Origin of the sequence: Mycobacterium sp. 050134, from assembly GCF_036409085.1 — a bacterium.
Lineage (GTDB): Bacteria > Actinomycetota > Actinomycetes > Mycobacteriales > Mycobacteriaceae > Mycobacterium.
Window position 1 is genome coordinate 179,548 of the sequence record NZ_JAZGLV010000002.1, and the last position, 19,567, is coordinate 199,114.

The window sequence follows — 19,567 nt, forward strand, 5'->3', positions numbered from 1 at the left end:
GCGCGGCCTACCCGCCCGGCCCGGCACCCGCGGCCGCCCGAGCGGGAGTGATCACCGGGCGCGGGTGTCCGGCGCTGATCACCGTTTGCCGCACCGTCTCGGCGACGGCGTCCGCCCGCCGGGCCGGCACCAGCGCGATCACGCAGCCGCCGAACCCGCCGCCGGTCATCCGAGCGCCGAGGGCGCCCGCCCGCACCGCGGTGTCGGCGATGAGGTCGATGTGTTCGGTGGTGATGCCGAAGTCGTCGCGCATGGACACCTGGGAGGCGCTCATCAGCCGCCCCGCTTCGACGAAGTCGGAAGCGCCGACCGCCGTCGCGAAGTCCAACACCCTGCCGTTCTCGGTGAGGACATGGCGCGCCCGGCGAGCATCGATCGAGCCGCGAACCGTGTCCAACTCCGCGCGCCCGCGATCCCAGACCTCACGCAACGACGACGCCCGCAGGTCGGCGGCCGCCCGCTCGCACGACTTGCGGCGCGCCGCGTACTCGCCGTCCGCGTGCGCGTGGGGCGCCCGCGAGTCGATCAGCAGCAGCGTCACTCCGTCCGCCTCGGGGTCGAACACCACCGGCGAGACGGTGAGGTCACGGAAGTCGATCAGCAGCGCCGTCGCCGGTTCACCGAACAGCGCGGCCAACTGGTCGAGCAATCCGGTTGGGGCGCCGACGTAGTCGTTCTCGGCGCGCCGGGCGAGCCGCGCCTGCTCCTTTGCGTCGATCCGGACGTTGGTGGCCTGCGTTATCGCGCCCAGCACCGCGCACTCCAGCGCCGCGGACGACGACAACCCCGATCCCATCGGCACGTCGCTGGTGATCGACATGGTGCCGCCGGGCACCGGGAGCCCGGCCTGCCGTAGCGCCCACACCACCCCGGCCACGTAGGCGGCCCACTCGGTGACCTGGCCGGGAACTGTTTGGAGCGGAAACCTGACCGCGCCTTGCGCGCGCGTGCTGTGCACGGTGATCCCGTCGGTGCCGTCGGGCGTGAACGTCACCACGGTGCGTTGCGGCAGCGCGATCGGCAGCGCGAAACCGAGGTTGTAGTCGGTGTGCTCGCCGATCAGGTTGATCCGGCCGGGCGCGCCGTAACGGACCGTCATCGCGGCTTCCCGCCAAGTTCCCGGAGCCGCTGGGCCACGCTTTCGGGCGTGACGTCGCTGATGAACGCACCCATCGCGGATTCGGAGGCGGCCAGGTACTTGAGCTTGGCGGCGCCGCGGCGGATCGACATCAGTTCGACGTGGAAGTAGCCATCGGCCTGCTCTTGCGCGTCGGCGTACTGGTGCAGCGCCGAAATGTAGGGCAGCGGGCCCGCATACATCCGATCGAACCGCGCCAGCACGTCGAGATAGATCTGCGTGAAGCCGTCCAACTCGTCGTCGGTGAGCTCGACGAGGTTGCGCACGAACCGGTTCGGGTAGACGTGCACCTCCACCGGCCAGCGGGCCGCGAACGGAACGAACGCCGTGAAGGTGTCGGTGCGCGCGACGACGCGGCTGCCCTCGGCGACCTCGCGGGCCAGCAGGTCGGCGAACAGGTTGTTGCCGTGGGATTTTCGGTGTCGGCGGGCCTGCTCGAGCATGGCCGACGTGCGCGGCGTCAGGTACGGGTAGCCGTAGATCTGGCCGTGGGGGTGGGTCAACGTCACGCCGATCTCCTCGCCGCGGTTCTCGAAGCAGAACACCTGCTCGATGCCCGGGAAGGCCACCAGCTCGGCGGTGCGGTGCCGCCATGCGTCCACGACGAGCCGGGCGTGCGGCGGCGCCAGCCGCGCGAACGAACCCGTGTGGTCGCTGGAGAAGCAGATCACCTCGCAGTGGCCGTGCCCCGGCGCGGACACGAAGCCCTCCGGGCCGGGGGGCGCGACGACGCCGGCACCGGACAGGCTGGGGAACCGGTTCTCGAAGACGACGACGTCGTAGTCGGGGGCGGGGACCTCGCTGGTCGACCCGGTGGGCCCCGGGCACAGCGGACACTGGTCGGGCGGCGGCTTGTACGTGCGGTCCTGGCGCAGGGCGGCGACGATCACCCACTGCCCGGTTGACCGGTCGAAGCGCAGTTGGGATTGGTCGGGCCGGCGTTCGGGCAGGGGCCGGCGATCCTCGACCGGGGCGGGAAGGCGCCCGGGCAGCGAGAAAAAGAGCAGTTCACGACCGTCGGCCAGCTTCGTCCGCGTCGGCCCCGTCACGATGTCGAACACTAGCTTGGCCGTCGCCGACCGGTTTGGGTAACCATGTCAAGCAAGCGCGAGGAAGGCGGTCAGGCGATAACTGTTCTCTACGAGCGAGCCCGCAACTGGGTGATCGGCTCCGATCCCGGGCTGCTTCGACTGCGGATGGCGACGCGCACGACGGCCGCGCTGGGCTGCTCGCTGCTGGTCCTTTCCCTGATGACCCGGGCGACGGGGCAGCCGCTCACCGTCGCCTTGCTGGGCGTCGTCATCACGATGGTGGCGTCTCGATCGGTCAACGAGCCGGACCCGCGCCAGCAGCGGATCACGATGGCGCTGCTGCCCGTGCCGGCCGCCCTGTCGATCACCACCGCGGCGCTGCTCGCGTCGCATCCCCTGGCCGCCGACGCCGCCTTCGTGGCGATCGTCTTCGCCGCCGTGTACGTCCGCCGGTACGGACCGCGCGGTCGGGCGCTGGGCATGGTCGCGTTCATGTCCTACTTCTTCACCCTGTATCTGCGGGCCAGCGTCTCGGAGCTGCCCTGGATGATCGGCGCGGTCGCGGTCGGAACCGTGTGCACGTACGTGATGACCGCGCTCGTATTGCCGGACCGGCTCGAGAGCGTGCTGCGCGCCACCATCCGGGCGTTGCGGGCGCGGATGGCGATCGTGGTCGACACCACCGCGGAGGCCGTGCGCACCGGCCGCGTCGACGAGCGCCGGCGGCGCCGGATGCGGGCCCGCACGCTCCGGCTGAACGAGACCGCCCTGCTGCTGCAGGGCCAGGTCGAGGACACGGCCGAGCCGGCCACGCTATGGCCCGGGGTGACCAGTGAACAGGTGGCCCCGTGGTTGTTCGACGCCGAGTTGGCCATCGAGTGGGTGGCCACGGCCGGCCGGCAGGCCGCGGCGGTCGCCTCCGAACACCCCGTGCCGCCCGCCGCACGCGCCGCCCTGGTCGGGGCGCTCTCCCAGCTGTCGCGGGCGATCCGCATTCCCGAACCCGACGGACTCCGGGAGGCTGCGGCCCAGGCGCAGCGACTGCTGGACGAGGGGTACGGGGACGTGGACACCGCGGCCGACGACCCCGGTACCGCCGCCGTCCGGCGCCTGGCGCTGGCCATCATCAACGCCGCGAAGGCCACGTCGGAGGTGCGCGCCTTCGTGGAGCGCGCCGCCACCGGGGACCACCTCGCGACCGTCGATGTCGCGCCCGCGCCGGCGGACCCCGCCCCGGAAGGGGCCGCGGTGGAACGTCGGGGGCTGCTGCCCACGACGCGCCAAGCCGTTCAGGTCGCCGTCGTCGCGTCGCTGGCGATCGTCGCCGGCGAGTTGGTGTCACCCGCGCGCTGGTACTGGGCGGTGATCGCGGCGTTCGTGATCTTCGCCGGCACCAACTCGTGGGGCGAGACCCTGACCAAGGGCTGGCAGCGCCTGCTCGGGACGTTGCTCGGCGTGCCGTGCGGCGTGCTGGTGGCCACGCTGCTCTCGGGCGACAAGACGGCCTCGCTGGTGGCCGTTTTCGTGTGCCTGTTCTGCGCCTTCTATTTCCTCACCGTCACCTACAGCCTGATGACGTTCTGGATCACCACGATGCTGGCGTTGCTGTACGGGCTGCTCGGCGAATTCTCGTTCGGCGTGCTGATGCTGCGGATCGAGGAGACCGCCGTCGGCGCCGTCATCGGGGCCAGCGTCGCCATCCTGGTGCTGCCGACGCACACCCGAACCGCCATCCGCGCCGACGCCCGCGCGTTTTTGACGGCGTTGTCAGCGTTGATCGAGGTCTCCACCGCGACGATGTTCGGCGCGAACGACGCGGCGAGCCCCACCGACCGGGCGCGCGAACTCGACCGCAAGCTGCAGCAGTTCCGGGTCAGCGCCAAGCCGCTGCTGTCCGGGGTGGCGGGGATCGCGGGACGGCGCAACGTTCGCCGGGGCCTGCGGTTGTTCACCGCGTGCGATCACTTCGGGCGGTCGCTGGCGCGCAGCGCCGAGCGTTACCGCATTCCGCCCGGCTCGCAGGCGTTCGCTGACGCCTTCATCTCGGCCGCCGCGCAGACCCGGCGCAACATCGACACCCTCGTCGAGGCGATCGACGGCGCCCACGAGCCCCCCATCGTCTCGGTGACCGACGAGCTCGACCGCGCCGAGAGCCTGGCCCACCGGCAGGACGGGCAGCCCGCGCCGGGCCCCGAAACCCGGCGATTCGTCAACGCCGTGCACGCGCTGCGTCAGATCGACCGGGCCGTCGTCACCACCGCGACGAATCTGGGGGCACGCGACCGTCCCCAGGTGTCCAGCCGGGCGGCGGGCTGAACCCCCAGCTCTCCGGGCGCCAACCGCCGATGGTGCCGTCAGGGCTGCGCTTCGACCCGGACCGTGACCACAGCGGCAATTTCGGCGCTCGAAAAACCACACCCCTAGCTCGAGGCCCGCATCTTCCTGCCGATGTCGAGCAGCCTCATGATCGCCGACATCAGCATCCCTTCGACCTCCAGCTGCTGGCCGGGCGGCAGGGCCTGCGCATCCCGCTGGACGACGGTGACCTGGTCTTGCAGCCCCTTGAACCGCTGCTGCCGCTGGGCCGGCGTGAGTCCCTCCCAGTTGTCGTCGAGATCCGAGATCTGCGCCAGCAAGTCCTGCACCTCCGACCTCGCGTCGTCCGCCAACGCGGGCGGCGGCCCGAGCGGATGGAGCTGGGCCGGGGATGGGCCCGCGGGCGTTTCGGCCCGGGCCGGGGCAGCGCTCAGGGCCGCGCCAGCCGCCAGGGCGCCCACCATGGCTGTGATCCGCGTGGCCCATGTAGGGGGATGCGTGCCGTTCACGGGAACAGGCTGGCGCGCCCCGCTTGCCGGATTTTCGCCGAATGCTTGCGGGATTCTTGCGGGATTCGTCCGGGGCGGCTCCCCGGTCCGGGGTCAGCTGACCAGCGCCAGGGCGTAGGACCGCCGCAGCTTGCCCGACGGCGTCTTCGGGATCATCCCGGGCTCGAGCACGACGACGTTCCGGGGCCGGGCGCCGACCTCCACCACGACCTCGTGCACGACCTGCCGCTCGATGCGGCGCGCCGCCTCCGGGTCCTGCCACGCCGCGGATTCGACCGCCACGGCGAAGGTCTCGCGAGACCGCCCCGCGTCCAGTCGCACCGCCACCACGCAGCCGGGCCGAACCCGGGGCACCCGTGCGGCCGCCCGTTCGATGTCGGTCGGGTAGATGTTCCGGCCGGCCATCACGATGACGTCCTTCACCCGGCCGCACACCACGACGCCGCCGGTCTCGGTGAGGTAGCCGAGGTCGCCGGTGTCGTACCAACCCTGCTCGTCCTGGGCCGAGACGAACCCGGCCCGCGTCGCATAGCCCTGGCTGACCGATTCGCCGCGAACCTGGATGACGCCGACCCCGCGGTGCGGGAGCAGCGCGTCGTACTCGTCGACGATGCGGACCTCCATGCCCGCGAGCATCCGCCCGAGCACCGCCAGCCGGCGCGCCTTTCCCCCGGTCGACGGGACGGCCCGGCGCAGCAACGCGAGCAGGTCGGCGTCCACCTCGTCGACGACGAGTCCCGTGCCGCATTCGGTGAACGAGGTCGCGACCGTCGTCTCGGCCATGCCGTAGGCCGGCAGGATCGCCTCGGGCCGCAGGCCGAAGGGCTTCCCGGCCTCGATCAGGTCCTCGACGTCGGCCGGCTCCACCTGTTCGGCGCCGGAAAGCGCCCAGCGCAGCGACGACAGGTCGAACTGGCCGGGGGTGGCCTGCCGGCGGAGGCGCTTGGCCAGCAGGTTGTAGGCGAAGTTCGGCCCGGCGGTCATGGTGCCGCGGTACTTGTCGATCAGCTTGGGCCACAGCAGCACGTCGCGCAGGAAGTCCATCGGCGTGACCTTGACCAGCTCGGCGCCGAAGTACATCGGGACGGTCAGGAAGCCGGTCATGCCCATGTCGTGGAAGAGCGGCAGCCAGCTGACGATGACGTCGGTGTCGGGGTCCACCTGCGCGCCGACGAACATCGCCTCGGCGTTGGACACCACGTTTCGGTGGGTGATCCGCACGGCCTTGGGGGACCCGGCCGATCCGGACGTGAGCTGCAGCAGCGCGAGGTCGTCGTCGTCCGTGGCGACCGGCTCGGCGGGACTGCCGTCGAGCAGCTCGGCGATGGTCAGGACGCGCAGGCCCCGCTCGGAGAGCAGCGGCGCCGCCGGCATGAACGGGTCGGACACGATCACCGTCCCGGCGTCGATCATGTCGATGACGGCCGTGGTGTCGGCGGCCCAGCGCACCAGGTCGGTGCGCGGCGTCGGCTGGTGCAGCATCGTCAGGCTGGCGCCGCGCATCCAGATGCCCTGCGCCGTCGGGGCGATCTCCACCGGTGCGCCCGCCAGCACCGCCACGGCGTCGCCGCGCCCTACCCCCGCCTTCGCCAGGCCGCCCGCGATGCGGCGGGCCCGCCCGTGCACCTCGGCCCACGTGTGCCGCACGGGGTTGTCCGGTTCCCCCGTGACCAGGCCCTTGCTGCTGGCGCGGGCGTTGGCGTACATCGTCTCGGTGAATCGGCTCACGGGCTCTCCCCTGACTCGAAGGCGCAAAGGCTCCCGTTGCGGGCGGGTGTCCGATGAGAAAGCGAGCCGTCAGGCCCCAGAAAGCCGGTCGCTCGGCGTCGAGCTGGTCGGACGCTGCGACTGTATGAGCGCGGGCCGACTACCGTTGCACGGCGCGCCGCGGCGCGGCGGGTGCTGACACACAACCGTGACTTCGCCGTGACGTGCGGCGCTCGAGGCGCGGATCAGAAGCTGGGCTGCGGGCTGTCCGTGCCGCGGCGGTCGCCGCTTGCGATGAAGTCCTCGATCAGCTCGACGACCTGGCTCGGCGCCTCCACCTGCGCGAAGTGGCCGACGTCGGGCAGGATTTCCAGCCTGGCGTCCGTGCGGGCCTCGTGCGCGGCGTACGCGTGGTCGACGGGGATGATGCCGTCCCGCTCCCCCCAGATCGCCATAATGGGCAGGTTCTCGCGCAGCCGCAGCCTGCTGAGCGCGCTGACCGCCTGGCCGCGGTAGTCGACCACCGACCGCAGCGTCCGCAGGAACGACTGCCGGGTTTCGGCATCCGACAGCGACGAATAGGCGCTCCATATCTCGGCGCCGCGCGGCGACTGGATGCCGGCGCTTCTCAACCAGGACCTCAGCTTGTTGCCGACGATCAGCACCGGCTTCGGCGCCACGATCGGCAGCACCAGCTCGGCGCCGGGCGCCGAGAGCAGCCGGAGCACCCATCCGACGTCGGGACCGAGTCCCCCGCTGCTGATCAGGATCAGCCGCTTGGCGTAGTCGGGGTGCTGGTACACGAACTGCATCGCGACGCCACCGCCGAGTGATTGGCCGACCAGCGTGGCCTGGCTGATGCCCAGTTCGTCGAGGAGGTCACGAAGCCAGACCGCGAAGGCACCCAACGAATAGTCGGTGCGGGGTTTCGCCGACTCGCCGTGGCCAAGCAGGTCCGGGGCGATCACCCGGAACTTCTTCGACAGCGGCGGAATCACCGACCGCCAGGTTTCCGAACTCCCCGCCATGCCATGGATCAACAGCAGGACCTCGCCGCGGCCTTCGTCACGGTAGGCAACGCGGTCGCCGTGCAACTCCAGGAACTTCGGCTCGCTCATGCCTCAAGGGATACCCGCTTTGCCGCCGGAGGGCGTGCCGCGGGCCGCAAAAGGTGACGCAGAACGCTTCATGGCCGCAAAGATGAGGTACATGACTGAGCCAATGGCGGCCCGCGTGGCCGTCTACCTCGACTTCGACAACATCGTGATCTCGCGGTACGACCAGCTGAACGGTCGCAGCTCGTTCCAGCGCGACAAGGCCAAGGGGCTCGACCAGCATGCGGAGCGGCTGGCCCGGGCCACGGTGGACGTCGGCGCGATCCTCGACTTCGCGTCGTCGTTCGGCACGCTCGTGCTCACGCGCGCCTACGCGGACTGGTCGGCGGAGATCAACGCCGGCTACCGCGGGCAGCTGGTGGCCCGCGCGGTCGACCTGGTGCAGCTGTTCCCCGCCGCGGCCTACGGCAAGAACGGCGCCGACATCCGGCTGGCCGTCGACACGGTCGAGGACATGTTCCGGCTCCCCGACCTGACGCATGTGGTGATCGTTGCCGGCGACTCCGACTACATCCCGCTGGCGCAGCGCTGCAAGAGGCTGGGCCGGTACGTGGTCGGCATCGGGGTGGCCGGCGCGTCGAGCCGCGCGCTGGCGGCGGCGTGCGACGAGTTCGTCATCTACGACGCGCTGCCGGGGGTCCCGGCGCCCGAACCGGGGCCCGACACCGCGGAAGCGGCCCCGAAGCGCCGCGGCCGGGGCGCCAGGGCGGCCGAGCCGGAAGAGCCGGAAGAGCCCGACGCACCCGACCCGCAGGCCGGTGCCACCGCGCTGCTGACGCGGGCGCTGCAGATCGGCCTGGAGCGCGACGACGTCGAATGGCTGCACAACTCGGCGGTCAAGGCGCAGATGAAGCGGATGGATCCTTCGTTCAGCGAAAAGGCTTTGGGTTTCCGCTCTTTCAGCGACTTTCTGCGTTCGCGCTCGGACGTCGTGGAGCTGGACGAGACCTCGACGACGCGGATGGTGCGATTGCGCGCCGAGAAGTGAGCGACGCCGTTGAGGCCCTGCCGATGTGACCGATGCCTGGCGGGGCTGGAGTAACTGGCGTGGCGGATGACGATCGCCAGGCTTCGTGGGCGGCCCCGCGCGTGCGACGTGATCCGCCCGCACACAAGTCGCGGCCACGGTGCGCCGCCCTTACGCTCGTTGGTTACACGAACGTAACGGGGGTCTTATTGATGAACGCGGGCACGGGGCGAAGCTTGTCCAGACACAGGTTCGCCCTGATCGCGTCGGCCGCCTGCCTCGTCGTCGCGTCCTGTTCTGAGACGGCGTCACCGCCCCCGGCGACGCCGACCACCTCGACTTCCCCCACCAAGACCACCGCCAAGGGCACCGCGGCTCCCCCGCCCGCGCCGATCACGGGTCCCCTGGAAAAGGACTGGAAGAGCTACGGCGGGACCGCCTACTTCGGCTGCCCGGAAAAATTCTCGCAAGGCAAATCCGCGCTCGACGACATTCGCCCCAAGATCTTCGACCCCAAGACCGGGCAGTACGGGGCGCCGGCCGTACCGACGGTCGCCGCCGGCGAGAACGTCACCGGTGCGATGTGCGCGCTGACCGGCACCGCCGACGACATGCGGGTCGTCTACGTCGTCACGAGCACCAAGCCCGCGCAGGGGGCGGAGCCTCAGACGACCAAGACCACCGGCTACGTGTTCGATTCCAAGGCCAGCCAGCCGGTGGCCACCAAGGAGCTGCAACCGCCCACCCCCGACCTCAAGCTGACCCCCGGAAACCAGTGGGGGTTGTTCTCGACCGCCTCCGGGGTCGCGTGGGTCAACGCCTTCACCGACGGGCACGCGCCCGCGGCGCCGCCGCGCACGGTGGTCCTGTCGGCGGCCGACCTGTCGATGGCGTGGAACGACCCCCAGCCCGGCCAGGTCTGGCAGGACGTCCTGTCGTTCCAGCGCAACACCGACCCGGCCAAGGCCACCGGCGCGGAGTTACGCCGGCCCACCGGTGAGGCGATCTACCAGGACAACGACATCTGGACCGTCGACACCGAATTGGCCGACGGCCCAGACAAACTGGTGAAGATCACGCACTGGGATTCCTACAGCCCGCCGGCGGTCTCGACGATGTTCTACGACCTGAACGCCAAGGCGCTCATCAAAGTCGGTGATTCGGACCGGGTTTCGGGCGGCGGCCTGTCGGCGACCCTGTCGGACGGGAAACTGTTCGTCGACGGCCACAATTCCGACACCTCGCAATTCGGCTTCGGCGTCTGGAACCTGCGCACCCAGCAGTGGGAGTTCCTGAAGACCCGCGACGAGGCGAAGAGAATGTCGGTCGCCAAGGTGGCGTACTTCGAAGACCACCTCTACATCACCAACACCGGCAACACGTTCTCCGTCCTCGGGCTGCATGCCACCGATCCGTTGTCGACGACGTGGTCGGTCCGGCCCTTCGCGCGGCTGTCGGGCTGGACGCTGGTCTGCCGCGGCGAGAACGCCATTGCGCTCAACGGTGACTGCAAGGACATCGTCATGGTGCAGGACCAGGACGGCCGTTTCCCCGGCCCCTGGTTTTAGGCGGTCAGCGGAAGCGGACGTTCAGCGTCGCCATGCCGAAGATCTTCTGGCCATCAGACCTCGCCGCGACCAGCACCACTCCGCTGCGGGTCGCCGCGTCCAGCGACTTGACCCGCCCGGTGAACTCGATGTCGGCGCCCTCGGCGGCCGACACGATCGCAGGCTGGGACAGCCGCACCGCGTAGCGGGTGACCGCGCCGGGATCACCCGACCACGCCGAGGCGAATCCGGCACCCAGGCCCATGGTGAGCATGCCGTGGGCGATCACGTCGGGCAGGCCGGCCAGCTTGGCGATGCCCTCGTCCCAGTGGATCGGGTTCGCGTCGCCGGCCACGCCGGCGTAGTTCACCAGGTCGCCGCGGGACAGGCGGGCGCGATGGGTCGGCAGTTCGTCGCCGACCCGCACGTCCTCGAAGGACGGCGTGCCGGGGACGCGGGTCGCGCCGCCCTGGGCGGTCCGAATCTCCCCTTCGGGGCGCACCGTCTTCTCGTAGCCGCCGCCAAATTCGCCGATCGCGGCGAGGTCGACGTCGTGCATCATGATGTTCGGCACGGCCAGCTTGATCGCCGGATCGACGTCCTCGGCGGTGATGCCGACGACGGTGGTGTGCAGGGTGTGAACCCGCTCGCCGTCAGCGTCGGTGAAGGTGTTGGTGACGGTGATGAAGTCTCTGCGGGCGGTCCGGCGCACCGAGGTGAGCTCCACGTCCACGAGCAGCTCGTCCCCGGCCACGATCGGTCGGTGCTGCTCGAAGACCTCTTCGGTCTGCAGGTAGGTGTCGTACCCGACGACGACCGATTCGAACATCCGGCGATTGCAGGCCATGCCGGGCACCGACGTGAACGTCAGCGGCGCCACCAGCTCCGAATAGCCCAGCCGGGCCGCCGCGGCGAGATCCCAGTGCACCGGGTTGTAGTCCTGCACCGCACGGGCGTATTCGCGGACCTTCTCCCGGCCGACCAGGTAGGTGCCGTCCATCTGGTAGTAATGGCCGACTCGCGATTCGAGCGCCGGCGCTTCCGCTGCTGCGGTCATGGATTCGCTCAACTTTTCTACCGGCATGTTCGATGTTGCCGACGCAACACCCTAGCTTGCCGTGACAGTCGATATCCACGCCGCAACGCCGGGCCCGCAATCCCGGTCACCGCGCGGCAACGTTCATCGCCGAGCACAGTCAGCAGTGCGCCCAGGGCGCACTATTTCAAGAGGACGGGCGCGCGTGATCGCGCAGCACGGCCAACCGATCGCGATATTCGGTTTCGTCGATCTCACCGCGCGCAAAACGGGCGGCAAGCACCTGTTCCGGCGAGGAGGTCGTCATCGCGCCCGGGCGGACTTGACGGTCCCCGCCGATGTAGGCGACGAGGGCGACAATGCCGGCGATGAGCAGCGCCCAGAACAGCAACATTCCGATGCCCATTCCGGCCCATCCCCACCACCCCATGTTGTGGTCGTACCAGAACATCATCGTGTTTGCCTCCAATCGGACAGCCCAAAACCCGTGGGCTCGCCAACAGTTTGACTTGCGATCGACGCGCCGTCAGGTGCCGGCGGGCACGAGCGTCAGGGACTTTGGACCCTCGATCCTGCCGCAGAAGTAGTGGCGCAAGCCCCTACCCCAGCCAATCCCACGATCCAGACGCCCACCGTAGATCTGACAACGCCAGCATACCCCTAAGGGGTATACTGGCGCTGGATGGCTGCCCGAGAAACACGAGCACTGAACGGAACATTCGATGAGTTCACGAGCCTGGACGGCCGCGTTCGCCGACTCAGCCACACCCGTATTGGCCGTCGAATGCGGCAACGGCACCAAGCCGGCCGGAAAACCAAGGCAATTCATGCGCGCTGCCGGTGACAGGCTGTCGCCGAAATGACCCTCACGAGTGGGAGATTCGACAGCGAAGCACGATTGTCATGGGTCCTGGCCGCGCTGGCCGGCCTGATCGGCGCGGCGGCGTTCACACACTCCGCGGGATACTTCGTAACGTTCATGACCGGCAACACCGAACGTGCCGCGTTGGGGTATTTTCGCAACCAACCCTGGCTGGTTCTGACCGCGTCGCTACTGTTGGCGGCCTTCCTCGGTGGCGTGGTCGTTGCGTCATTGTGCCGGCGCCACCTGTGGGTTGCGCATCCTCACGGCCCGACGGCCCTCACCGCCTTGTCACTGTCGATCGCCACCGCCGTTTGCGTCGCGACACACGGATGGTCAGAGATGGGCGAACTGTCTTTTGCCCCAATCGTCTTCGTTGCGTTCGGGATTGGCGCGCTTAACACCTCATTCGTCAAGGACGGCGAGGTTTCGACCCCGCTGAGCTACGTGACCGGGACACTCGTGAAGATGGGCCAGGGCATCGAGCGCCACATCAGTGGCGGCTCAGCGACCGCATGGCTGGGATACCTGCTGCTGTACATCAGCTTCGCTGGCGGCGCCATTATCGGCGGGTTGGTCAGCCTGGTCGCCAACGGAGCGCAGATGTTGGCGGTCGCGACGGTCGTGTGTTCGGTCACCGCCGGATACACCTACTTTCATGGCGACCGCCGTGCACTCCTGAGGGAGGCGAAAGGCAAGCAGGCGCGTTGACGCATTGCTGCGGGTGAGCCCGCCACGCGCACATGACAAGAATGAGTGGCTCCCAACGCCTGGGCGATCACCCGGGGTGCCGACGTCGGGGCGAAACCCCGGTCGCGTCATCCGTGCGCCAACCCTATTATCTGCGTATGCATGCAAGTAATAGGGCTGGGTCAGGATGACCGCGGATCATGGGCACCGGCACAACCACGACCACGGGCACGACCACGGAATCCGCGGCATCGCGGCGCAGCTCTTCGTCCGGCACAGCCACGACGCCGCCGACAGCGTCGACACCGTCCTGGAATCGAGCGCGATCGGCATCAGGGCGGTCAAGATCAGCCTGGTCGGGCTGGGCGCGACCGCGCTCGTGCAGGTCGTCATCGCCGTGGCCTCCGGGTCGATCGCCCTGGCCGCCGACACCATCCACAACTTCTCGGACGCCCTGACCGCGGTCCCCCTGTGGGTGGCGTTCGCATTGGGCACCCGCCCGGCGACGCGGCGCTACACCTATGGCTACGGCCGGGCCGAGGACATCGCCGGCCTGTTCGTCATCGGCATGATCGCGCTATCGGCGATCGTCGCCGGCTACGAGGCCGTCGTGCGGCTGATCCACCCCGTCGCCATCGAGCACGTCGGCTGGGTCGCCGGCGCCGGCGTGATCGGCTTCCTCGGCAACGAAATCGTCGCCATGTACCGGATCCGGATCGGTCGGCGGATCGGGTCGGCCGCCCTGGTCGCCGACGGCCTGCACGCCCGCACCGACGGATTCACCTCGCTGGCGGTGCTTTTCGGGGCCGGCGGCGTCGCCCTGGGCTATCCGCTGGCCGACCCGATCGTCGGCCTGATCATCACGGTGGCGATCCTGGCCGTGCTGCGCGGCGCCGTGCGCGACATCTTCCGCCGGCTGATGGACGGCGTGGACCCCGCGCTCGTCGACACCGCCGAGGCAGCCCTGGCCGCCCGGCCGGGCGTCCGCGGCGTGCGCAGGGTCCGGATGCGCTGGATCGGGCACCGCCTGCACGCCGACGCGGAGCTGGACATCGACCCCAACACCAGCCTCGAGAATGCCCACCGCATCGCGCACGACGCCGAACGCCAACTCGCTCACGCGGTGCCCCGGCTCGACAGCGCACTCGTGCACGCCTACCCCGCGCACACCGATGGGTCGCCCGGCTAAGTCAAACCGAGGGCCTGCGGGACCATGTACAGCCCGAAGCCCATCACGACCAGGCACAGCGCCCACGCGATGTATTTGCGCGATCCGCGCATGCGCCACTCATCGGGCAGCGCCCGGGATTCCAGGGCCAGCAGCAGCCCCAGCACGATGGGCAGCAGCAACGCGTTCATCACCTCGACGTCCACGGCCAGGTTGACCAGGTCGACGCTGGCCAACACGAGCGCGGCGCCGACGACGTGGGCGAGCCCGTAGGTGATGTAGAACTTGGCGGTGGCCCGGTTGGGGCGCTCGTTGAGGGTGTGCTTCCAGCCGAAAACCTCCGAGAGCCCCCACGCGCCGGCCAACGACGCCACGATCGCGGCGACCAACGCCGCGCCGAGCATGCCCAGCCCGAACAGGACAGTGCCGCCGACGCGGCCCAGGTACGGCGTAAGCGCGTTGGCGATGTCGCCGACGGTGTTCAGGGGGGCATCGCCGTGGTGGGCCCCGATGGTGGAGGCCACGGTGACCACCACCGCGATCATGATCAGCTGGGTCAGCACGGCTCCGGTGGCGGTGTCATGCCGGGCCTGGCGAATGGTGGCCACCGACAAGTGCTTGTCGACCACCGCGCCCTGCTGGTAGAAGACCATCCACGGCATGATCACCGCGCCGACGTTCGCAGCGATCAGCAGCAGGTACGACGAGTCGCCCAGCGGCATGGACTTCAGGCCCTCGAACAGCGCCGCAGGGTCGGGCCGCGCCATCACCATCGCCACCAGGAAGGCCAGCTCGGCCGCGCCGATGACGAGGCCGATGCGTTCGACGCGCCGATAGCTGCCGGTCAGCGCCAGCGCCAGCAGCGCCGCCGTCGCGACCGGGATGCTGACCCAGCGCGAGATCCCGAACAGCTCGCCCACCCCGGCGACGCCGGCGAACTCGGTGAGCAACGCCCCGATCGACGAGGCGAACAGGGTGAACGCCGAGACCCACGCCCAGAAGCGGCCGAACCGCTCCCTGATCAGCGCGCCATGGCCCCGTTTGGTGACGATGCCCAGGCGCACCGTGATCTCCTGCACGACGTAGAGGATCGGCATCAGGATGAGCTGCGGGAGGACCATGCGGTAGCCCCACTGGGCGCCGGACTGCGAGGCGGTGATGAGGGAGCCGGCGTCGGTGTCGGCCAGCATCACCACCAGGCCCGGACCCCATACCGTCAGCACGCCCCAGCGCAACAAGCGGCCGCGCCGGGGCGCCGATGGCGGCGGGCCGTCGGCGGCGTCCGCCGCCCGTGCGGTTGTTTCTGTCACCGTTGACTGACTCCTTCGTGCGACGGCAGCGTCGGCGCCGCGACCCATGGAAGCTGCGTCCATAAACTAAGCCAACCCTAACCCGGGCGCGACGGCCCCCCACCCCAGGCCGCCGCGCGGGGCGCGGATCGCACGGCGAACCGCCAGGCTCTACCATTTACGTACGTAGACAGTAGGCACGCGGCGCTGTCGCCGCTGCCGAGAGCCGGGAGGCCAACGGGTGCGCAGCCGAGGGTTCGGAGAGTTGGAGGCGGTCGTCATGGACCGCATCTGGAACCGCGGTCCCGCGGCTCCCACCACGGTCCGCGACGTCTTCGACGAGCTGGCCGCCGAGCGCGACATCGCCTACACCACGGTGATGTCGACGATGGACAACCTGCACACCAAGGGCTGGCTGGCTCGCGAACGCGACGGAAAGGCCTACCGGTACTGGGCCACCTTGACGCGCGAACAGCACAGCGCGCGACTGATGCGCGAGGCGCTCGAGGGCGGCGGGCGGTCCGACCTGGTGCTCAGCCACTTCGTCGAACAGATCGGCCCGGAGGAGTCGGCGCGCCTGCGGGCCGCGCTGGCCGACCTCGGTGGCACCGAGGGCAAGCGATGAGCGTCGCCGCCTGCCTGCTGCTCTACAGCGCCGTCGCGTGCATCGGCGGGCCGCCGCTGTTGCGGCGGCTGACCCGCGACGGCCGGACGCCACGCCTCGGCGTGGCGGCGTGGGTCGCCGCGATTTGCAGTGTGCTGATCGCCTGGCTGGCGGTGACCGCTTTCGTCATCGCCGATGCCGTGAGCAATGGGGGCGATCCCGCGGCGGCCGCCGTGTCCTGCATCTCCCGGCTGCACGGCGCCGCGATGGGACGAGGCGGTACCGCGGCACAAGCCCTGCTGGTGTTGATCGCGGCTACCTCGAGCATCGCCGCGGCAGTGTTCGCCACTCGCCTCGCGCTGACCTTGCTCCGGATGCGGTCGCGCGCGCACGAACATGCGGAGTCGGTGCGAATCGTGGGCCGCCACAACGGAGATCGCGGCGTATTCGTCGTGGATGCGGGCGAGCCGGCCGCGTATTGCGTGTCGGGCCGACCGCCGGCGATCGTCGTCACCAGCGGGGCGCTGTCGGCCCTCGACCAGAGCCAATTGGCCGCGGTCCTGGCCCACGAGCGGGCCCACCTTGCCAACGGTCACACCCAGCTCAGCGCGGCGTTGCGCGGCCTCGCCGCGGTCTTTCCCTTCGTGCCCTTGATGACTCAGGGCGCGGCCGAGGTTTCGCGGCTGCTCGAGATGTGGGCCGACGACGTGGCCGCGCGCCAGCACGGGCGGTGGGCGCTGCTGTCCGGGTTGATCACCCTGGCCGGGGCGACGCCCGCCCCGGCTCTGGGCGCGGCCAACGTCGCGGTCCTGGCCCGCGCCGAGCGGCTGATGCTGCCCCCGGCCGGTCGCACCGGTGCCCGCACCGCGTTGACCGGCATGGTGGCCGTCATCGTCGCCGGACCCCTGTTCGCGGCGGTGCTCGCCGCGTGCCGCCTCATGTGCGAGATGTGATCGGTACGCCCCGCTATGGCCGGGGGGCGGCGGGAGCTGGAGAGGTGGTCGGCGAATTGCCCGGCTTCATCGGGCCATTGGGCATCATGCCGGGGCCCATTTGCCCACCGGGCATCTTGTCCCCCTGGCTCATCATCGGGCAGCAGTCCGACGCACCACCGCCACCCATGTGGCCGCCGGGGCCGTGGATACCGGGGCGATCAGCGCCCGAGGCCCATGCCATGAAGAAGCCGGAGAAGAAGACCACCGCAACGGCAAAGAGGACACCGACCACGATGCCGACCCAGGCCACGGCCTGATTGAGCCGGCGGGGACGACCCTCCGGCGGCGGGGCGACGGCTGTTGCGCCGGACTGCGTTTCGGCTACTTCGGACATGGTTGAACCTCCATCGGAATTGCGTGTCCCGCCCCTCGGCGAGGAGTGGTGGCCACTATCTACGGTCAACGTACGTAGATAGTAGGTTATCCGATCCGCTCGCTTGCCGCTACGTGGTGCGGCGCGAAATGGTTGAAGGAGGTGCGGGAAGTTGCCCGTGGATATTCGTCAGGGGATGATGGCCGGCATTGTCTCCCAGCCGCGCACGGTTGACGAGGGCGACAATACGGCCCTCGACAGGTCGACGTCCCATTCCGGGAAACGAAGCAGCAACTCCTCCAGGGCGATCCGGCCTTCCAAACGCGCCAGGGCGGCACCCAAACAGAAATGTGCGCCTGCGGCGAAGCTGATGTGCGCCCTGCCGCAACGGTGGATATCGAAACTCTCGCCGTCGGGTGGGAATTGCCGGTGATCGTGATTCGCGGCACCGACCAGGAACATCATGATGCTGCCCCGAGGCACGATCCGCTCATAAAACTCGACCTCACGGGTGACATACCGAGCGAGACGGGGTGCGGGGGTTTCCAAGCGGAGGATTTCCTCGACCGCGATAGGGATCAGCGAGGGGTCGGCGACCAGTTGTGCGCGCTGACTGGGGTTTTCGGCGAGAATCTTGCCAGCCCATCCAATGAACTTGGTGACTGTTTCGCTACCTGCCACATGGAGGAGCCCGACATAAGCGAGTATTTCCGTTCGGTCTAGCTGCCGCCAAGTTCCGGTTTCGTCCTCGAACTCAACATTCAGTAGTTCCGTGACGATGTCGTCGGACGGGTTTTCGGCGCGCCAGTCAACGTATTCCGCGATGAACTCGTGGTCAATGAAACCCGTCGTTGGGAGCAACATTCCACGACCATCGTCACGGTTTATCGCCGCGTACACGCGGTCCCTCCCGACCTCCTGCCGCTCCTCGGGGATGCCCAGCAGCATTCCGATCACGCGCATCGGCATCTGCGCGCCCAGGTCAGCGACGAAATCGAATTCACCCGCACCGACGAGGGGGTCCAGGCTGCGCACGCAGTATTCACGAATCATGGGCTCCAGCTGCGCGATCTTATGCGGTGTGAACATGCCCGACAACAATTTTCGGTGGATGGTCTGACGAGGCGGATCGTCCATGATGATAAGACCTGACGGAATGTCGATCCCCGCCTTGATCACTTCGAGCACAGTCCCTCGGGATGAGCTGAACGTCTCGTGGTCACGAAGCCCAGCCTCCACATCGGCGAAGCGGCTGAGCGCGAAGAAATCATATTCATCGTTTCGATAAAGCGGCGCTTCATCGCGCAACCGTTTGTAGACCGGATAGGGATCGAAGGTCAGCGAGGGGTCGTACGGGTCGAAATGGACTTCCCCCGCGATGTTCACTGCCATGTGTGGTGAAGCTCCTTCGTAGTATGACGAAACCGCTAGGGGCCGAATGTCATTGCGCGCATACCGGCACGTCGGAACAACACGACACCGTGGTCATGTGTACCCGACGCAGACCGGCTCGATCGCCTTCATAGTGAAGAATAAAGTCGAGCGACAGGTCCAGCGCGGTTCGGCTGTTGCAGAAGAACTTTCGTCGACGGTTGGTGTCGAACCGATCAGGGTCCGGAAAGGCTCGATCATCACGGGGCTGATTCATTGATCAAGAGCAACCGCGCTTTCAGGCGGAATGGTCATGTCGCGCAGGGGCGCGTCGCAGGAGTTGCCACTGATCGGTATGGTCGGCGAAGATGACGACCGCGTTGCCGACCAATTTTGTCACCGCCTCTGGACCGGCCCGCCCCGAGAACAATTGCAAATCCGGCTATTTCGACGTCGTCAAAACTTCGGATTCTACCATCGACATTAATTTGAGCTTCGATCAGTCGACTGATCCTGTTATCCCGGGAATGCGCGCGGCGCTCCTCGAACGGTTAGGAGTAGTACGCGCCCGTCTGCAGGATGGCGTCCATGCTCTGCCGCGCGAGCCCCACGTTGCCCGGTTCCCGCTCCAGGTGAAGGTCGATCCACTCTCGAACCTGCCGCCTATCCTCCGGCGGAACGCCGAGCATAGCGGTAATGATCTCGACCGGAAATCGAGCAGAAAAATCGGTGCTGGCACAGTTTCAGCCCTCGACGACGAGCTCAACGGCGTTACTCCTCCATCGCTGCCGACGTGGTGCCGACCGTGCGTCTGGCGACGCGCTCAGGCCCATACCCGGCTCCACAGTCCGGCACATAGGCCCATTGCACTGGGCAGTTAAGCATCCGCTTAACACTAACCAAAGCGGT

20 protein-coding genes are annotated in these 19,567 nt (G+C 68.7%); 10 read left to right on the plus strand and 10 right to left on the minus strand.

Annotated elements, in window-relative coordinates; all coding sequences use genetic code 11:
• Positions 1-7: 7 nt before the first annotated feature.
• Both SKC42_RS02905 and galT read right to left on the minus strand, forming a co-directional pair.
• Positions 8-1,099, minus strand: a complete 1,092-nt coding sequence (locus tag SKC42_RS02905) for a galactokinase (protein ID WP_330962803.1) — start codon at positions 1,097-1,099, stop codon at positions 8-10.
• Positions 1,096-2,199: a galactose-1-phosphate uridylyltransferase gene (gene galT / locus SKC42_RS02910; protein ID WP_330962804.1), complete on the minus strand. Its 1,104-nt coding sequence runs from the start codon at positions 2,197-2,199 to the stop codon at positions 1,096-1,098. The genes SKC42_RS02905 and galT overlap by 4 nt, the downstream gene beginning before the upstream one ends.
• A 99-nt stretch (positions 2,200-2,298) precedes the next feature.
• Between galT and SKC42_RS02915 the strand changes: the two genes are divergently transcribed.
• On the plus strand, positions 2,299-4,485 hold the full coding sequence (locus SKC42_RS02915; RefSeq protein ID WP_330962975.1) for an FUSC family protein: 2,187 nt from the start codon (positions 2,299-2,301) through the stop codon (positions 4,483-4,485).
• A 104-nt stretch (positions 4,486-4,589) separates the two neighbouring features.
• On the opposite strand, the gene SKC42_RS02920 is transcribed toward SKC42_RS02915, so the two are convergent.
• The 3 genes from SKC42_RS02920 to SKC42_RS02930 form a co-directional block, all read right to left on the minus strand.
• Complete coding sequence (locus SKC42_RS02920; protein ID WP_330962805.1) at positions 4,590-4,814, minus strand: hypothetical protein; 225 nt, start codon at positions 4,812-4,814, stop codon at positions 4,590-4,592.
• Positions 4,815-5,087: 273 nt separating this feature from the next.
• Positions 5,088-6,722, minus strand: coding sequence for a fatty acyl-AMP ligase (locus SKC42_RS02925; protein WP_330962806.1), 1,635 nt, complete (start codon positions 6,720-6,722; stop codon positions 5,088-5,090).
• Between the two features lie 224 nt (positions 6,723-6,946).
• Positions 6,947-7,819: an alpha/beta fold hydrolase gene (locus tag SKC42_RS02930; RefSeq protein WP_330962807.1), complete on the minus strand. Its 873-nt coding sequence runs from the start codon at positions 7,817-7,819 to the stop codon at positions 6,947-6,949.
• A 91-nt stretch (positions 7,820-7,910) separates the two neighbouring features.
• Here SKC42_RS02930 and SKC42_RS02935 point away from each other — a divergent pair, with 91 nt between their 5' ends.
• Complete coding sequence (locus SKC42_RS02935) at positions 7,911-8,804, plus strand: NYN domain-containing protein (protein ID WP_330962808.1); 894 nt, start codon at positions 7,911-7,913, stop codon at positions 8,802-8,804.
• 191 nt (positions 8,805-8,995) lie between these two features.
• Positions 8,996-10,351 carry a hypothetical protein gene (locus SKC42_RS02940; protein ID WP_330962809.1) on the plus strand — a complete coding sequence of 452 codons (1,356 nt, stop codon included), beginning with the start codon at positions 8,996-8,998 and terminating at the stop codon, positions 10,349-10,351.
• Between the two features lie 4 nt (positions 10,352-10,355).
• Here SKC42_RS02940 and SKC42_RS02945 read toward each other — a convergent pair whose 3' ends face one another.
• Both SKC42_RS02945 and SKC42_RS02950 read right to left on the minus strand, forming a co-directional pair.
• Positions 10,356-11,387 (minus strand): fused (3R)-hydroxyacyl-ACP dehydratase subunits HadA/HadB, encoded by a 1,032-nt coding sequence (locus tag SKC42_RS02945; RefSeq protein ID WP_330962810.1) that lies wholly within the window; start codon positions 11,385-11,387, stop codon positions 10,356-10,358.
• 166 nt (positions 11,388-11,553) lie between these two features.
• The gene (locus SKC42_RS02950) at positions 11,554-11,820 is read right to left on the minus strand and encodes an SHOCT domain-containing protein (protein ID WP_330962811.1); all 267 of its coding nucleotides are present in this window, start codon (positions 11,818-11,820) and stop codon (positions 11,554-11,556) included.
• Positions 11,821-12,088: 268 nt separating this feature from the next.
• Here SKC42_RS02950 and SKC42_RS02955 point away from each other — a divergent pair, with 268 nt between their 5' ends.
• From SKC42_RS02955 to SKC42_RS02965, 3 genes are all read left to right on the plus strand, one after another.
• A complete protein-coding gene (locus SKC42_RS02955) occupies positions 12,089-12,229 on the plus strand; it encodes a hypothetical protein (RefSeq protein ID WP_330962812.1) in 141 nt (46 codons plus the stop codon).
• Positions 12,226-12,939 carry a YoaK family protein gene (locus SKC42_RS02960; protein ID WP_330962813.1) on the plus strand — a complete coding sequence of 238 codons (714 nt, stop codon included), beginning with the start codon at positions 12,226-12,228 and terminating at the stop codon, positions 12,937-12,939. The genes SKC42_RS02955 and SKC42_RS02960 overlap by 4 nt, the downstream gene beginning before the upstream one ends.
• A gap of 166 nt (positions 12,940-13,105) precedes the next feature.
• On the plus strand, positions 13,106-14,107 hold the full coding sequence (locus SKC42_RS02965; protein ID WP_330962814.1) for a cation diffusion facilitator family transporter: 1,002 nt from the start codon (positions 13,106-13,108) through the stop codon (positions 14,105-14,107).
• Here SKC42_RS02965 and SKC42_RS02970 read toward each other — a convergent pair.
• Positions 14,104-15,396: an NRAMP family divalent metal transporter gene (locus SKC42_RS02970; protein WP_330962815.1), complete on the minus strand. Its 1,293-nt coding sequence runs from the start codon at positions 15,394-15,396 to the stop codon at positions 14,104-14,106. The genes SKC42_RS02965 and SKC42_RS02970 overlap by 4 nt on opposite strands.
• A gap of 220 nt (positions 15,397-15,616) precedes the next feature.
• Here SKC42_RS02970 and SKC42_RS02975 point away from each other — a divergent pair, with 220 nt between their 5' ends.
• Both SKC42_RS02975 and SKC42_RS02980 read left to right on the plus strand, forming a co-directional pair.
• The gene (locus tag SKC42_RS02975; protein WP_330962816.1) at positions 15,617-16,000 is read left to right on the plus strand and encodes a BlaI/MecI/CopY family transcriptional regulator; all 384 of its coding nucleotides are present in this window, start codon (positions 15,617-15,619) and stop codon (positions 15,998-16,000) included.
• A complete protein-coding gene (locus SKC42_RS02980; RefSeq protein WP_330962817.1) occupies positions 15,997-16,932 on the plus strand; it encodes a M56 family metallopeptidase in 936 nt (311 codons plus the stop codon). The genes SKC42_RS02975 and SKC42_RS02980 overlap by 4 nt, the downstream gene beginning before the upstream one ends.
• 13 nt (positions 16,933-16,945) lie before the next feature.
• Here SKC42_RS02980 and SKC42_RS02985 read toward each other — a convergent pair whose 3' ends face one another.
• Complete coding sequence (locus SKC42_RS02985; protein ID WP_330962818.1) at positions 16,946-17,308, minus strand: hypothetical protein; 363 nt, start codon at positions 17,306-17,308, stop codon at positions 16,946-16,948.
• Positions 17,309-17,476: 168 nt separating this feature from the next.
• Positions 17,477-18,679, minus strand: a complete 1,203-nt coding sequence (locus SKC42_RS02990) for a cytochrome P450 (RefSeq protein WP_330962819.1) — start codon at positions 18,677-18,679, stop codon at positions 17,477-17,479.
• A gap of 97 nt (positions 18,680-18,776) precedes the next feature.
• Here SKC42_RS02990 and SKC42_RS02995 point away from each other — a divergent pair, with 97 nt between their 5' ends.
• The gene (locus SKC42_RS02995) at positions 18,777-18,938 is read left to right on the plus strand and encodes a hypothetical protein (RefSeq protein WP_330962820.1); all 162 of its coding nucleotides are present in this window, start codon (positions 18,777-18,779) and stop codon (positions 18,936-18,938) included.
• 88 nt (positions 18,939-19,026) lie between these two features.
• Positions 19,027-19,539 (plus strand): hypothetical protein, encoded by a 513-nt coding sequence (locus tag SKC42_RS03000; RefSeq protein WP_330962821.1) that lies wholly within the window; start codon positions 19,027-19,029, stop codon positions 19,537-19,539.
• The last annotated feature ends 28 nt before the right edge of the window (positions 19,540-19,567 follow it).